This window comes from Streptomyces luteolus (assembly GCF_029968015.1).
Classification (GTDB): Bacteria; Actinomycetota; Actinomycetes; order Streptomycetales; family Streptomycetaceae; genus Streptomyces; species Streptomyces luteolus.
Genome location: NZ_JASCIS010000007.1, coordinates 225590 through 240724 on the forward strand (window position 1 = coordinate 225590; position 15135 = coordinate 240724).

A 15135-nucleotide genomic window follows, 5' to 3' on the forward strand; every position below is an offset into this window, starting at 1 on the left:
AAACCCTAGGTCGTCTAGACGATCCACGAGGGTTCGAGCTGCACCACGTCCCCGTTCAGCGCCGCCACATCGGCCTCGGTCTGCGCCCGCAGGGTGAGCCGCTCCACCCGCTCGACCTGGTACTTGCCGTACTCGGCGGTCGACTGCCACATGGAGAGCACCAGGAACTCGTTCTCCGGCGCCTCACCGAAGAGGCCCCGCACCATGCCGGGAGAACCGGCCATCGCCGGGTTCCAGATCTTTTCCTGTACGAGCGCGAAGTGGTCGACGCGGTCCGCCCGCACCTTGCAGTGCGCGAGCCGCACCACGTCGGCATCGGTGAAGTGCGGTTCGAAGCCCGTCTTCACATCGAAGCGGTGGTCGAAGAGCTTGACCTGGAGGTCTTTGTACGTACCGGCCTGGGAGGCGTGCAGCCGGTTGTGCGAGCGGGCCATGAAGGAGTCGTAGAACGCGCGGCTCTCCCAGAACGATATGACGTGCACGGTGTCCGGCCGCCGACGGCTCCAGCCACCGCCCTGTCCTCGAAACCCCGGCTCTCCGAGAAGCCCCGCCCACTTTCGCTGCCCCCGCTCGAACCCCCGGCGGTCCACCACGGTGCAGCGAATCCACTTGACCAGCACCGCGCCATCTTATGCCGCGGAGCGTTCCGGCGGTCACTGCCTGTGGACAACTGATCGCCCGCTTGTCAGTGGCAGGCCGTAACGTGTCTCATCGCACGTGACCATGTGAGGGAACATCAACTCGCCGTCCAGGAGGGGGAGTCCAGTGAGCAGCGTGAAGAAGGGCCTCGGCAAGGTCGAGGTGGCCCTGAGATGGGACCCGAGCCCGATGGGAGAGCCGGAGCACGACCTGGACCTCGTCGCGGCGGCGTACACGACGGGCGCGGGCTACGCCGATCCGGAGTACGTGGTGCACTTCGGCAGCCGCTCCCCGGACGGCACGATCACCCTCAACCGCGACAGCCGCACGGGCCAGGGCTTCGGCTACGACGAGGTCATGACCCTGGAGTTCGACCGCCTGGCGGAGACGTACACCCGGGTCGTGGTCGGTGTGGTGATACAGCAGAACGACGGCCGGAAGACCTTCGGCGACATCACCAACACGGGCGTGCGCATCGCCGAGGGGTACACGGAGTTGGCGACGAGCGACCTCGGCGAGGCCGCGGCCGGCACGGCTTCCACGCTGGCGGAGTTCACCCGGGACGAGACCGGCGCCTGGGAGTTCCGCAGCACGATCCGCGGTTTCGACGCCGATCCCACGTCGTTCACGGCCCAGTTGAGCGCGCTGACCTGATCCGCCTGATCCCACTCGTGGCGGCGCGACGCCGAGGGGCGGCGAACCGGAATCCGGTCCACCGCCCCCTGGGACGTCAGCTGCTGAGCTGGTCCGTCGCTCAGCCGGTCGGCGCTCAGCCGGTCAGTCGCTCAGCTGCAGCCGCTGGTCGAGCCGCAGCCCTCGCAGATGTAGCAGGAGCCGGCCCGCTGCATCTTCGTACCGCAGGAGAAGCAGAGCGGGGCGTCGGCCTGGATGCCCAGCTGCATCTCGACCAGCTCCGCGGAGGTGTGCGCCTCCTTGGGGGCCACCGCCTCGGGCTGCGCCGTCACCGACTTCAGCAACTCCTGGGCCCGCGGGGCGGACTGGGCCAGGGACTCGACGTCGAGCTCGTCGTCGGACTGCTCGTACGAACCGGTCTCCAGGTGGCGCTGGCGCTCCTCGGCGGAGTGGATGCCGAGCGCGGAGCGGGTCTCGAAGGGCAGGAAGTCGAGCGCCAGGCGGCGGAAGATGTAGTCGACGATCGACTGCGCCATCCGCACGTCCGGGTCGTCCGTCATACCGGCCGGCTCGAAGCGCATGTTGGTGAACTTCGAGACGTACGTCTCCAGCGGCACGCCGTACTGCAGACCGACGGAGACGGCGATGGAGAAGGCGTCCATCATGCCCGCGAGGGTGGAGCCCTGCTTGGACATCTTCAGGAAGACCTCGCCGAGACCGTCGTCCGGGTAGGAGTTGGCGGTCATGTAGCCCTCGGCGCCGCCCACCGTGAAGGAGGTGGTGATGCCGGGACGGCCCTTCGGGAGGCGCTTGCGCACCGGGCGGTACTCGACGACCTTCTCGACGGCCTCGCGGATCGTCGCCTCGGTCTTCTCGGTCACCTCGGCCTTCTCCTGCTCCTTCTTCTTCGCGGAGAGGGGCTGGCCGACCTTGCAGTTGTCGCGGTAGATGGCGAGCGCCTTGACGCCCATCTTCCACGCCTCGAAGTAGACCTCCTCGACGTCCTCGACGGTGGCGGTCTCCGGGAGGTTGACCGTCTTGGAGAGGGCGCCGGAGATCCACGGCTGGATCGCGGCCATCATGCGGACGTGGCCCATCGCGGAGATGGAACGCTCGCCCATGGCGCAGTCGAAGACCTCGTAGTGCTCGGTCTTCAGGCCCGGGGCGTCGATCACGTTGCCGTGCTCGGCGATGTGGGCGACGATCGCCTCGACCTGCTCCGGCTGGTAGCCGAGGCGGCGCAGCGCCTGCGGCACGGTGCCGTTGACGATCTGCATGGAGCCGCCGCCGACGAGCTTCTTGAACTTGACCAGGGCGAGGTCGGGCTCAAGTCCCGTGGTGTCGCAGGACATCGCGAGACCGATGGTGCCGGTCGGGGCGATGACCGAGGCCTGCGAGTTACGGAAACCGTTCTTCTCGCCGAGGCGGACGACGTCCTGCCAGGCCTCCGTGGCGGCGGCCCAGACCGGGGTGTCCAGGTCGTCCATGCGGACGGCCTTGGCGTTGGCGTCGGCGTGCTGCTTCATGACGCGCTTGTGCGGCGTCGCGTTCTTCGCGTAGCCGTCGTACGGGCCGACCACGGCGGCGAGTTCGGCGGAGCGCTTGTACGACGTGCCCGTCATCAGGGAGGTGATGGCGCCGGCGAGCGCACGGCCGCCGTCGGAGTCGTAGGCGTGGCCGGTCGCCATCAGCAGGGCGCCGAGGTTGGCGTAGCCGATGCCGAGCTGGCGGAAGGCGCGGGTGTTCTCGCCGATCTTCTGGGTCGGGAAGTCCGCGAAGCAGATGGAGATGTCCATCGCGGTGATGACCAGCTCGACGATCTTGGCGAAGCGCTCCGACTCGAAGGACTGGTTGCCCTCGCCGTCGTCCTTGAGGAACTTCATCAGGTTCAGCGAGGCGAGGTTGCACGAGGTGTTGTCCAGGTGCATGTACTCACTGCACGGGTTCGAGCCGTTGATGCGGCCGGACTCCGGGCAGGTGTGCCAGGCGTTGATGGTGTCGTCGTACTGGATGCCGGGGTCGGCGCAGGCCCAGGCGGCCTCGGCCATCTTGCGGAAGAGGGACTTGGCCTCGACCTCTTCGATGACGTCGCCGCTCATGCGGGAGCGCAGGCCGAAGTTGCCGCCGGCCTCCACCGCCTTCATGAACTCGTCGTTCACGCGGACCGAGTTGTTGGCGTTCTGGTACTGGACGGACGTGATGTCGTCGCCGCCCAGGTCCATGTCGAAGCCCGCGTCGCGCAGGGCGCGGATCTTCTCCTCCTCCTTCACCTTGGTCTCGATGAAGGACTCGATGTCGGGGTGGTCGACGTCGAGGATGACCATTTTGGCCGCGCGGCGCGTGGCGCCACCGGACTTGATCGTTCCTGCGGAGGCGTCGGCGCCGCGCATGAAGGAGACGGGGCCCGAGGCGTTGCCGCCGGAGGAGAGCAGCTCCTTGGAGGAGCGGATACGGGAGAGGTTCAGGCCGGCGCCGGAGCCGCCCTTGAAGATCATTCCCTCTTCCTTGTACCACTCCAGGATCGACTCCATGGAGTCGTCGACGGAGAGGATGAAGCAGGCGGAGACCTGCTGCGGCTGCGGCGTGCCGACGTTGAACCACACCGGGGAGTTGAAGCTGAAGATCTGGTGCAGGAGGGCGTAGGCCAGCTCGTGCTCGAAGATCTCGGCGTCCGCGGGGGAGGCGAAGTAGCTGTGCTCCTCGCCGGCCTTGCGGTACGTCTTCACGATCCGGTCGATCAGCTGCTTCAGACCGGTCTCGCGCTGCGGAGTGCCGACCGCCCCGCGGAAGTACTTGCTGGTGACGATGTTGACCGCGTTCACCGACCAGAAGTCGGGGAACTCGACGCCACGCTGCTCGAAGTTGACCGAGCCGTCGCGCCAGTTGGTCATGACGACGTCACGACGCTCCCACTCCACCTCGTCGTACGGGTGCACGCCCGGGGTGGTGTGGATGCGCTCGATGCGCAGACCCTTGCTCTTGGAACCCTTGGAACGGGAACCTCGTGCCGGGCCGCTCGCCGTCTCTGTCATGCCGCCTCCCTGTATCGGGCTAAAACGCCCTGAAGTGCCACGTTCTTCCCATGGCACGGTGTGTGTCTGGTGTCGTGGGCGCCACGAAGGGCACCCATGACGGGTCTCGGTCGCCGCTGATCGGCGGGGTACGGCCCTACGCGGTCCGCACCGGCCCGCCGTCAGTCGGCGGCGGTGGCGGGCACGGGGACTTCGACAGTCCCCCCGGTCCCGCTCTCGGCCTCTCGGCCGTCGTCCTCGCCGCTCGCGGAGCCACGCTGCTCCCTGAGTTCCGCGATGGCGCTCTCGAAGTCCTCGAGCGAGTCGAACGCCCGGTACACGGACGCGAATCGCAGGTAGGCGACGAGGTCGAGCTCACGCAGCGGCCCGAGTATGGCCAGGCCCACGTCGTGGGTGGTCAGCTCGGCGCTGCCGGTGGCGCGCACCGCCTCCTCGACCCGCTGGCCGAGCTGGGCGAGAGCGTCCTCGGTCACCGGTCGCCCCTGGCACGCCTTGCGCACGCCATTGATGACCTTGGTACGGCTGAAAGGTTCGGTCACCCCGCTGCGCTTGATCACCATCAGCGAGCAGGTCTCCACGGTCGTGAAACGACGGGAGCAGTCCGGGCACTGGCGGCGTCTGCGGATCGCCGTGCCGTCGTCCGTGGTGCGACTGTCGACGACGCGGCTGTCGGGGTGCCTGCAGAAGGGGCAGTGCATAACTCCCAACCCTCCTTCACAGCACGACTGAATGGCCTCGAAGAGGGCCTTGAGCCCCTCGAAGCAGCCCCAAGCATAGGCGATGATCGCGGCCCGAGAGGACCAGGGACCACAACTTCTGGGTGGCTTCGCCAATCCAACCACTAGATCTGGGGTTTGACTCCATTCTCGACCCCATCGCGTGTCGCGGGAACAGGGTCGAGCGGGAGCCGTCGACGAGGGTACGCGAAGGGGTCGGAGGCCCGCCTCGGAGGGCCCGGATGGCACACTGGGAGGCACACGGGCAGGCACCACTGGGAGGCACACGGGGAGGCATCGCCGCAGTGCGCTCGGCGCCAGCGGCGCGCGTACCGTGATGAACCGAATCGCGTTCGTTCGAGCGTCAGCCATACACCCGGACTCATGATCACGTCAGGCAGTCCGCGATTTTTCACTCGAACGTGTGTTTGGCGCAACCTTTCGAAAGCTACTACCGTTGTCCAGCTAGGGAGAACATCTCGAGAGGGGCCGCCGTGACCACCACCGCAGACAGCGCCACCATCACCGCCCAGGACCGCGCCCAGGGCCGACTCGAGCCGGTGCATGCCATGAATGACGGAGCCACGAACCCGGAGGGGCCCAAGCCCACACGCTCGCTTCCCGGGCGACCTCCAGGAATCAGGGCGGACAGCACAGGGCTCACAGACCGCCAGCGCCGCGTCATCGAGGTGATCAGGGACTCCGTGCAGCGGCGCGGATACCCGCCGTCGATGCGCGAGATCGGCCAGGCGGTGGGCCTCTCCAGCACGTCCTCCGTCGCGCACCAGCTGATGGCCCTGGAGCGCAAGGGCTTCCTGCGCCGCGACCCGCACCGGCCCCGCGCGTACGAGGTGCGTGGCTCGGACCAGCCCAGCAGCCAGCCCACGGACACCACGGGCAAGCCCGCCGCGTCGTACGTCCCGCTGGTCGGCCGGATCGCCGCCGGTGGCCCGATCCTCGCCGAGGAGTCGGTCGAGGACGTCTTCCCGCTGCCGCGCCAGCTGGTCGGTGACGGCGAGCTGTTCGTCCTCAAGGTCGTCGGTGACTCGATGATCGAGGCCGCGATCTGTGACGGGGACTGGGTCACCGTCCGCCGCCAGCCCGTCGCGGAGAACGGCGACATCGTGGCCGCCATGCTGGACGGCGAGGCGACGGTCAAGCGGTTCAAGCGCGAGGACGGGCATGTGTGGCTGCTGCCTCACAACTCCGCTTACCAGCCGATTCCTGGTGACGAGGCGACGATCCTCGGCAAGGTGGTCGCGGTGCTGCGTCGGGTGTGAGTCGGGGGTGGAACCCCCGCGCCCCCTAGTCCGGGCCCCGGAACCAACTGCGCCGGTTCCGGGGTCCTGCTTTGTCGCCTACGCGCCGCGGGACTGCCGCGTTGCCGAGCGGCTGCCCGTGCGTCGTGGCTTGTCGCGCAGTTCCCCGCGCCCCTGTCGGGGGCGCCCCCCTCAGCTCCCCCGTGCGGGGTCAGCCCTCCGACTGCTTCGCCGCCGCGTCGATCGCCGCCAGGGAGCGGCGGACCTGGTTGCGGTCCGTGGTGTACCAGAACTCGGGGAGTGAGGCCTTCAGGTAGCTGCCGTAGCGGGCCGTGGCCAGGCGGGGGTCCAGGACCGCGACCACGCCGCGGTCGCCCGACGCGCGGATGAGACGGCCCGCGCCCTGGGCCATCAGCAGGGCGGCGTGCGTGGCGGCGACGGCCATGAAGCCGTTGCCGCCGTTGTCCTCCACGGCCTTCTGGCGGGCGCTCATCAGCGGGTCGTCCGGGCGCGGGAACGGGATCTTGTCCATCACGACCAGCTGGCAGCCTGCGCCCGGGACGTCGACGCCCTGCCAGAGCGAGAGTGTGCCGAACAGGCAGGTCTTCGGGTCCGCCGCGAAGTTCTTGATCAGCTCGCCGAGGGTCTCCTCGCCCTGCAGCAGGATAGGGAACTCCGGGATACGGGAACGGAGTTCCTCGGCGGCGGACTGGGCGGCCCGCATCGAGGAGAAGAGGCCGAGCGTGCGTCCGCCGCTCGCCTGGATCAGCTCCGTCAGCTCGTCCAGCATGTCGCCGCGCGTGCCGTCACGGGACGGGCGGGCCAGATGCTTCGCGACGTAGAGGATGCCCTGCTTGCCGTAGTCGAAGGGGGACCCGACGTCGATGCCCTTCCAGACGGGCAGCTCCTCCGCATCGCCCTCCGTGCCGGCGATGCCCTCCGGGGCGAGGCCGAGGGAGGCCCCGACGCCGTTGAAGTCGCCGCCCAGCTTGAGCGTGGCCGAGGCGAGGACGACGGAGCGGTCCGTGAAGAGCTTCTCCCGGAGCAGTCCGGAGACCGACATGGGGGCGACGCGCAGGGACGCGCCGCTGAATCGGTTGGCGGCTCCGCCGCGGTGGTCCTGCCGCTCGTACCAGACGACGTCCCACTCCGAGCCGTTGGTGATGCGCTCCGCGACGTCGTGGACGTTCTCCACCGCGGCCAGGGCCTGCTTGCGGACCGCGTCCTCGTCCTGGACGGACTTGTCGCGCGTGGCGCCGATCGCGGAGATCGTGTTGCGGGCGGCGTCGCGCAGCGCGAGGAGCGCGTAACCGAGGTCCTCGGGGATCTCCTCCAGGCGGCCGGGGAGGGCCAGCTCCATGAGCCGCTCGAAGGTCTCGGCGGCGGTCTGCAGCTGGTCCGCGATCTTCTCGTTGACCAGCTTCGCGGAGCGCCGCACCGCGCGGTTGACCTGGCCAGGGGTGAGCTCGCCGGTGGCGACGCCGGTGACGCGGGAGACCAGTTCGTGGGCCTCGTCCACGATCAGGACCTCGTGCTGCGGCAGCACCGGCGCGCCCTCGATGGCGTCGATGGCGAGCAGCGCGTGGTTGGTGACGATCACCTCGGCGAGCTTCGCGCGCTCCCGGGCCGACTCGGCGAAGCATTCCGCGCCGTACGTGCACTTCGAGGCGCCCAGGCACTCGCGCGAGGAGACCGAGACCTGCGACCAGGCGCGGTCGGAGACGCCGGGCGTGAGGTCGTCCCGGTCGCCCGTCTCCGTCTCGTCCGACCAGTCCCGCAGGCGCAGCAGGTCCTGGCCGAGCTTGCTGGTGGGGGCCGCCGCCTCGAACTGGTCGAAGAGTCCCTGGTCCTCTTCCTGCGGGACGCCCTCGTGCAGGCGGTGCAGGCACAGGTAGTTCGACCGGCCCTTGAGCATGGCGAACTGGGGGCGGCGGCGCAGCAGCGGATGCAGCGCCTCGACCGCGCGCGGAAGGTCGCGCTCGACCAGCTGGCGCTGTAGGGCGAGCGTGGCCGTCGCGACCACCACGGGCTCCCCGTGGGCGAGCGCGGGCACCAGGTAGCCGAGGGACTTTCCGGTGCCCGTGCCGGCCTGGACGAGCAGGTGGGAGCCGCCGTCGATGGCCTCGGCGACGGACTCGGCCATGGTCACCTGGCCGGGGCGCTCCGTGCCGCCGACGGCTTCGACGGCGGCGTGCAGGAGTTCGGGGAGGGAGGGCTTCGTCATAGCTCGACCAGCCTACGGTGCCCCACTGACAATCCCGCGATCACGGCCGCGGCCCCGCGTGCAGCGGGTTCGGCACGGTCCCGTGGACGGCGGCGTGCGGGCGCTCGGGGCGGTCCCGGTAGCCGTCGAGATGGAGCCGGTTCCGGTTGAGGCAGAGGCGCTCGATCCGGGGCGTGAGCAGGTCGAAGAGCTCGAAGCGGTCCTTCAGCTCCGGGAACCGGGCCTGGTGGCGGAGGATCTCCTCGCGTACGAGCGTCCAGAACTCGCCCTCGGGCACGTCGAGTTGGTCCTCGCAGAGCGGGGCGAGGTAGCGGAAGACGCCGACGAACAGGCCGGAGTGGATGAACTGGGTGAGGAAGGCGGGCGGCTCGGTGAGCAGGATCTCGCGCACATCGTCCGGCATCGAGGCGTGCTCGGGCACGGGCTGCGCGCTGACGTTCACGTCGTCGACGAAGTCCTTGACGGCCAGCCTGACCGGCACGTCCTCCGCGTCGAAGACCACGATGGCGTTCTCCCCGTGCGGCGAGAAGACGGTGCCGTAGCGGTAGAGGAAGTGCAGCAGCGGCGGCAGCAGGGCGGCGAGGAGGTGGCGCAGCCAGACCTTCGGGGCGAGTCCGGAGCGCTCGACCAGCTCGGCGGTGAAGGCCCGGCCGTCGCGGTCGGTGTGCAGCAGGGAGGCGAGCGTACGGGCGCGTTCGCCGGGGTCGAGGCTGTGCTCCAGGGGTTCGCGCCAGATCGCGCCGAGGAGTTCCTTGTACTGGTAGGGCACGTCCGGGAGTTCGTCGTAGACCGGGTGGCGGACGGTGACCGAGGCGACCTCGCCGAGGAGGACGACGCGGCACTCGTCGCGCAGGAACGGGTCGGCGTCGCGCAGCGCGTGCACCCAGGCGGTGACGGCGGGCGCGGCGAGGGTGCGGTCGGTCGGAAGGCCGCGCCAGACAAGGGTGTTGAGGATCGAGAGCGGCAGCTTGACGGTGTGCCGGTCGGGCCGTGACGTGTTGAGGAACGTACGGATGGACTGCTGCGGCAGGCGCTGGTCGGGGTCCTCGGGGAGCGGCACGATGTCCCCGGCGGCCACGGACGGGGCGAACAGCGGGAGCACGATCTCGTCCCACTGCCAGGGGTGCACGGGCAGGTAGAGGTACCGGCGCGGATCGAGGCCGCGTGCGCGGAGGGCGTGCGAGAAGGTGTCGAGGGTGGCGGCGTCCAGCTCGTGCGCGTAGAGCCGCTCCGGGGCGGCCAGGTGCCGCACACCTCGGTACGCGGCCAGCTCGTCGCTCACCGCGATCCACGGCAGGCGTGCCGGAACGCGAGCTTCCGGGGCCCAGCGGGCGGCGTCGGCGGCCGAGAAGCCGAGCCGTCCCTTGTTGAGGACGAGCCAGGGGTGCCCGGTCTGGTGGCCCTCCAGTTCGGCGTACGGGAGGTCGGCGAGCTCGGCGGCGGTCAGTCCGGTGCGGTCGAGGCGCGCGTCGGCGGCGAGGGTGCTGTTCAGCTCGCGTACGACGTGGCCCAGTGTGTCCCCGTCGAGGCCGAGCCGCCGCCGCGCCCGCGCGAGGAACGCGAACGGGTCGCCGAACGGCGCCTCGGCCCCGTCCGCGTCCCGCAGGGTCGGCGAGTCCGGCTCGACCCGCCAACTCCCGTACGCCGCACGGCGGGCGCGGAAGCGGAGCCGGGCGCCGTCGTCGAGCGCGAGGACGTACGAGCCGTCCTGGAGCTCCGGGCTGAGGGTCTCCTCGCACTCCGGGCTGAGGGTCTCCTCGAACTCCGGGCTGAGGATCTCCTCGTACGCGAACTCGCCGAGCAGCTTCGCGAGGAGCCGTCGCGCGGTGCGCGCCCAGGCCTCCGGGTTGAGCTCGGGCGGTACGGACGCGGCGGCGAGCGGGGCGTGCGGCACGGGGACTCTCCCACTTCGAGACGATGTACGGGGTATGCGGCTCATGTTCCTCTGGAGGGACGGGGGTTGAGGGTCGGGCACGCGATCAAGTCGATCAGACTCGCGCTACGGCCGGTCGGATTCCGGCCGCCCGTGCTTCAGCACCCGGGCCAGCCCGTCCGTGAGCCGGTCGAGCACCGCGTCGGCCTGGTCGTCGGTGAGGGTCAGCGGGGGCAGCAGGCGTACGACGCTCGACCGGCGGCCGGCGAGTTCGACGATGAGGCCGCGGTCCAGGCAGGCGCGCTGCACGGCGGCCGCGAGCCGGGGCGCGGGGGGCGGTGGTCCGGCCCCCGGCCCCTCCGGGTCGACCAGTTCGACGCCGATCATCAGCCCTCTCCCCCGCACCTCCCCGATCTGCGGATGGTCCGCGGCCACGTCCCGCAGCTGGTCGAGCATGCGCGTGCCGAGTTCGGCGGCGCGCTCGGCGAGGCGGTGGCGGCGGACGTGGGCGAGGGTCGCGGCGCCCGCGGCCATGGCCAGCTGATTGCCCCGGAAGGTACCGGCGTGCGTGCCGGGCTCCCCGGCGTCGAGGTCGTCGCGGTAGACCACGGCGGCGAGCGGGAGGCTGCCGCCGATGGCCTTGGACAGCACCATCACGTCGGGCACGATCCCGCTGTGCTCCACAGCCCAGAAGGCGCCCGTGCGGCCGACGCCGGTCTGCACCTCGTCGGCGATCAGCGGGATCGAGCGCGCCTCGGTGATCTTCCGGATCCGGCGCAGCCAGGCGTCCGGCGCGGGCAGCACGTCGCCCTCGCCCTGCACCGGCTCGACGATCAGTCCGGCGGGCAGCGGCACCCCGGACCTCGCGTCGTCGAGCAGCGACTCGGCCCGGCGGGCGGCCAGTTCGGCACCCTCGGGGCCGCCGGTGCCGAAGGGGCAGCGGTAGTCCTGCGGGTACGGGAGCCGCGTCACGCGCGCGCCGGCGGTGGCCTGGGCTTCCTCGGTCACGCCGTGGGACGCGCCCGTGAACGCGAGCAGTCCGTCGCGCCCCGTCGCCGTCCGTACGAGTTCCACGGCCGCCTCGACCGCGTCCGCCCCGGCCGGTCCGCAGAACCGTACGCGGGCGCGGGACGCGAGAGCGGGCGGAAGCGTGGCGAAGAGCTCGGTGACGAAGGCGTCCTTGAGGGGCGTGGCGAGATCCATGACGTGCAGGGGCGCGCCGGAGTCCAGGACCTTCCTGATCGCCTCCAGGACGACGGGGTGGTTGTGGCCGAGCGCGAGGGACCCGGACCCGGACAGGCAGTCCAAGTACCGCCGTCCGTCGGCCCCTTCGATGGTCAGGCCGCGCGCGCGGACCGGCACGATGGGGAGTGACCTGGCGTACGTGCGGTCGGCCGACTCGCGCAGCGACTGGCGCCGCAGGATGCCCTCGGGGCCGGTCCCCCTGCGGGCGGGCGGAGCGGGCGCGGGCGGTGGGGACGCGGGTGGAGGGGACGCGGGTGGAGCGGACGCGGGTGGAGGGGACGCGGGTGGAGGGGACGCGGGCAGCGCGGCTCGCGGCGGCGCAGGCTCGGTGACGGCCACGGCTGTGTGTCCTCCCGCTGTACGTAGGCGAGTTGGGCGGTGGGCCGCCCGGGGCTTCGGGGGGACGCCCCCTAGGACGCCCCTGGAGGGATCCGGCGCCGGACGCCTGTCCCCCGTACGCACCAACGACGTCGGATACGGAGGATCACGCCCGGCCCGGAGATCCTTGCCAAACGAAAACCTTTGCCCGACCACGCGCGCACGGAACCACCATCAACCGGAAGTTCCCCATCAACCTCCCCGTGACCTGGCGCGCGGATCGGGCCGGAGGAGCCGGGCCGTGACAGAACCGTTGCGGCCCCGTGGGTCGTCCCCGATGGCACCGGCATAGTGTGGGGTGCTCGATCGTCGCGCTGCCGCTCAGCGGCGATGCCACAACTGCACATGTGAACTGCAACTTCCGGTCCGTACGGGCCCGTCGGCCGCGGCCGGAGGGAGTTCACCAAGTCCGACAAAGTCAAAACAGGGGGATTCTCGCCATGCGACCCATACGTCCACTCTTCGCCGCTCGCCGAGGGAGGAGTGTGCGCCGCACCACCTCCTCCGTGCTCGCAGTCTCGGCCGCGCTCGCGCTGACGGCCACGGCCTGCGGCCCCGGCGAGGACAACGCCGACGGCAAGCCCACCGCGTCCGCGACGGCCGACGGCGGCAGCGCCGGTGGCAGCGGCGAGGACAAGCCGATCGAGATTCCCGACGACATCAAGGACCGGCTCAAGGAGCACGGGATCGATGTCGACAAGTGGCGGAACGGCGAGTGGAAGAACTGGGACAAGGACAAGTGGCTGCGCGAGGCCGAGGACTTCGTCAACCCGATCATCGAGGACTTCTGGGACTCTGACCGGCTGCGCGACACCGACAAGCACCCGGAGAAGCCCGTCGACAACGACATCTCCGGCGACCAGGGCAAGACGGACCCGATCCCGGAGCCGGTCGACGCCCAGCAGGTGGCGACCCCGTACCACGACAGCGCCCCGGCCGCGGGCAAGCTCTTCTTCGAGACCCCCGAGGGCTCCGCGCAGTGCTCGGCCACCGTGGTGAAGGACCCGGCCAACCCCGGGAAGTCCAACATGGTCTGGACGGCCGGCCACTGTGTGCACGCGGGCAAGGAGGGCGGCTGGTACCGCAACCTCGTCTTCGTGCCGTCGTACAACAACGAGGGCAAGCCCGCCGACCAGAAGGCGACGAAGGAGGAGCTCGCTCCGTACGGCGTCTGGTGGAGCAAGCAGGCGAGGACCTCGGACGAGTGGATCGCGCAGGGCGCCCAGTCCGGCGGCGCCGGTGCTCCGTACGACTTCGCCGTGATGGAGGTGACGCCCGAGAAGGGCGCCGCCGGCAAGTCCCTGGAGGAGACCGTCGGCGCGGCGATGCCGGTCGAGTTCAACGCCCCGGCCGTGCCGAAGATCGCCTCGATCAAGGCGACCGGCTACCCGGCGGCTCCGCCGTTCGACGGTGAGCTGGAGTTCTCCTGCGCCGACAAGCCCGGCCGCCTCTCGCTGTCCGCGTCGCAGCCGACGATGTACCGCATCGGCTGCACCATGACCGCCGGTTCCTCCGGCGGCGGCTGGGTCGCCAAGGGCCAGGACGGCAAGCCCGCCCTGGTCTCCAACACCTCCATCGGCCCGGTGACCGCCGGCTGGCTCGCGGGCCCGCGCTTCGGCAAGGAAGCGCAGGGCATCTACGACGAGGTCAGCAAGCAGTCCGCCAACTGATCGCCCGCGCAGGGCAGTTGGCCTCACTCTGAACGAACGGTGCCGCTCCCGGGCCCATCCCGGAGGCGGCACCGTTCGGGCGCTGCGCCGCCCTTGCACTTGCACTTGCACTTGCCCTTGCCCTTGCCCTTGGCAGCACCGTTCGGGCGCTCGCCACCCGTAGCAGCACCGTTCGGGCGCCCGTCGCCCGGAACCGCTCTCCCCATCCCCATCACCACCGCTTCCACACCCATCGGGGGTTTCCTCACCATGCGATCCATACGTCCGGCGCTCGCCGCGGCCTCGCTCGCCGTGGCCCTGGCCCTGACCGCCACCGCCTGCGATTCGGGCGGCGACCCCAAGGCCGACGCCAAGCCCACCGACTCCGCCGCGAAGGAGGGCGGTTCGGGCGCGGACGAGGCCCAGCTTCCGGACGACCTCGACGGCATCGCCGACCGGCTCAAGGAGCACGGCATCGACGTCGACAAGTGGAAGGACGGCGAGTGGAAGAACTGGGACAAGGACAAGTGGCTGCGTGAGGCGAAGGACTTTGCCAACCCGGTCATCGAGGGTCTGTGGGACGCGGACCGGATGAAGACCGCGAAGTCCCCCAGCCAGACCATCTCCAGCAAGGCCGCCGCGAGCAACGAGGGCGTCACCGACCCCGAGCCGCGCCCGGTCCGCGCCGAGCCGGAGCGCACGCCGTACTACAAGTACGCGGCGCCGGTCGGCAAGATCTTCTTCGACACCCCCGAGGGCACCGCGGTCTGCTCCGGCACCGTCGTGAAGGACCCGCGCAACCCCGGCAAGTCCAACCTCGTGTGGACCGCGGGCCACTGCGTGCACGCCGGCCAGAAGGGCGGCTGGTACCGGAACATCGTCTTCACCCCGGCCTACAACCACAAGGGCCTCTCCGCCCGCGCCCTGGAGAGCGCAGGCCCGCAGGACCGCGCCCCGTACGGCCAGTTCTGGGCGGACTGGATCTCCACCTCCAACGAGTGGATCGACGGCACCACGGCCCAGGACGCCGAGAGCGGCTCGTACGAGTACGACTACGCGGTGCTGCACGTGAAGCCGGAGCGCGGCACCAAGTCCCTGGAGGAGACCGTCGGCGCGGCGCTGCCCGTGGACTTCTCCTCGCCGTCCCCCAAGTCCGTGGACGCGATGGGTGCTTGGGGCTACCCGCAGGCTCCGCCGTACGACGGTGCGCTGATGCACAAGTGTGTCGACCGGCCCGGCCGGCTCTCGCTGACCCCGTCCTCGCCGACGATGTACCGCATCGGCTGCACCATGACCGCGGGCTCCTCCGGCGGCGGCTGGTTCCGTGAGATTGGCGGCGGCAAGCTCGCCCTGGTCTCCAACACCTCGATCGGCCCGGCCGGTTCGAACGGCTGGCTCGCGGGGCCGCAGCTGGGCGACGGCGCGAAGCGCGTCTTCGACACGATGAGCGAGAAGTACGGCAGCCAGTAGGCGCGTACGACACGCAA

General features: G+C 70.4%; 10 protein-coding genes. 4 read left to right on the forward strand and 6 right to left on the reverse strand.

The window, feature by feature from the left end; all coding sequences use genetic code 11:
- Positions 1 to 14: 14 nt before the first annotated feature.
- Positions 15 to 620 (reverse strand): YdbC family protein, encoded by a 606-nt coding sequence (locus QIT00_RS09620; RefSeq protein ID WP_282534724.1) that lies wholly within the window; start codon positions 618 to 620, stop codon positions 15 to 17.
- Between the two features lie 145 nt (positions 621 to 765).
- On the opposite strand from QIT00_RS09620, the gene QIT00_RS09625 reads away from it, so the two are divergent.
- A complete protein-coding gene (locus QIT00_RS09625) occupies positions 766 to 1293 on the forward strand; it encodes a TerD family protein (RefSeq protein WP_282534725.1) in 528 nt (175 codons plus the stop codon).
- A 131-nt stretch (positions 1294 to 1424) separates the two neighbouring features.
- Here QIT00_RS09625 and QIT00_RS09630 read toward each other — a convergent pair whose 3' ends face one another.
- Both QIT00_RS09630 and nrdR read right to left on the reverse strand, forming a co-directional pair.
- On the reverse strand, positions 1425 to 4304 hold the full coding sequence (locus QIT00_RS09630) for a vitamin B12-dependent ribonucleotide reductase (RefSeq protein WP_282534726.1): 2880 nt from the start codon (positions 4302 to 4304) through the stop codon (positions 1425 to 1427).
- A 161-nt stretch (positions 4305 to 4465) separates the two neighbouring features.
- Positions 4466 to 5002 (reverse strand): transcriptional regulator NrdR, encoded by a 537-nt coding sequence (nrdR, locus tag QIT00_RS09635; RefSeq protein WP_282534727.1) that lies wholly within the window; start codon positions 5000 to 5002, stop codon positions 4466 to 4468.
- A gap of 512 nt (positions 5003 to 5514) precedes the next feature.
- Here nrdR and lexA point away from each other — a divergent pair.
- Complete coding sequence (gene lexA, locus QIT00_RS09640) at positions 5515 to 6300, forward strand: transcriptional repressor LexA (protein WP_282534728.1); 786 nt, start codon at positions 5515 to 5517, stop codon at positions 6298 to 6300.
- A 190-nt stretch (positions 6301 to 6490) separates the two neighbouring features.
- Here lexA and QIT00_RS09645 read toward each other — a convergent pair whose 3' ends face one another.
- From QIT00_RS09645 to QIT00_RS09655, 3 genes are read right to left on the reverse strand one after another with little or no spacing between them, the layout of a single operon-like run.
- Positions 6491 to 8503, reverse strand: a complete 2013-nt coding sequence (locus QIT00_RS09645) for an ATP-dependent DNA helicase (protein ID WP_282534729.1) — start codon at positions 8501 to 8503, stop codon at positions 6491 to 6493.
- 40 nt (positions 8504 to 8543) lie between these two features.
- The gene (locus tag QIT00_RS09650; protein ID WP_408909745.1) at positions 8544 to 10442 is read right to left on the reverse strand and encodes an IucA/IucC family protein; all 1899 of its coding nucleotides are present in this window, start codon (positions 10440 to 10442) and stop codon (positions 8544 to 8546) included.
- Positions 10443 to 10502: 60 nt separating this feature from the next.
- The gene (locus QIT00_RS09655; protein ID WP_282534746.1) at positions 10503 to 11801 is read right to left on the reverse strand and encodes a diaminobutyrate--2-oxoglutarate transaminase family protein; all 1299 of its coding nucleotides are present in this window, start codon (positions 11799 to 11801) and stop codon (positions 10503 to 10505) included.
- A gap of 638 nt (positions 11802 to 12439) precedes the next feature.
- On the opposite strand from QIT00_RS09655, the gene QIT00_RS09660 reads away from it, so the two are divergent.
- Both QIT00_RS09660 and QIT00_RS09665 read left to right on the forward strand, forming a co-directional pair.
- Positions 12440 to 13669, forward strand: a complete 1230-nt coding sequence (locus tag QIT00_RS09660; RefSeq protein WP_282534731.1) for a trypsin-like serine peptidase — start codon at positions 12440 to 12442, stop codon at positions 13667 to 13669.
- A 249-nt stretch (positions 13670 to 13918) separates the two neighbouring features.
- The gene (locus tag QIT00_RS09665; protein WP_282534732.1) at positions 13919 to 15118 is read left to right on the forward strand and encodes a trypsin-like serine peptidase; all 1200 of its coding nucleotides are present in this window, start codon (positions 13919 to 13921) and stop codon (positions 15116 to 15118) included.
- Positions 15119 to 15135 lie beyond the last annotated feature (17 nt).

Excerpts from the sequence above, each read along its gene's own strand:
- QIT00_RS09630 (WP_282534726.1), bottom strand. The coding sequence starts at position 4,304 with ATGACAGAGACGGCGAGCGGCCCGGCACGAGGTTCCCGTTCCAAGGGT.
- nrdR (WP_282534727.1), bottom strand. The coding sequence starts at position 5,002 with ATGCACTGCCCCTTCTGCAGGCACCCCGACAGCCGCGTCGTCGACAGT.
- QIT00_RS09645 (WP_282534729.1), bottom strand. The coding sequence starts at position 8,503 with ATGACGAAGCCCTCCCTCCCCGAACTCCTGCACGCCGCCGTCGAAGCC.
- QIT00_RS09650 (WP_408909745.1), bottom strand. The coding sequence starts at position 10,442 with ATGAGCCGCATACCCCGTACATCGTCTCGAAGTGGGAGAGTCCCCGTG.
- QIT00_RS09660 (WP_282534731.1), top strand. The coding sequence starts at position 12,440 with ATGCGACCCATACGTCCACTCTTCGCCGCTCGCCGAGGGAGGAGTGTG.
- QIT00_RS09665 (WP_282534732.1), top strand. The coding sequence starts at position 13,919 with ATGCGATCCATACGTCCGGCGCTCGCCGCGGCCTCGCTCGCCGTGGCC.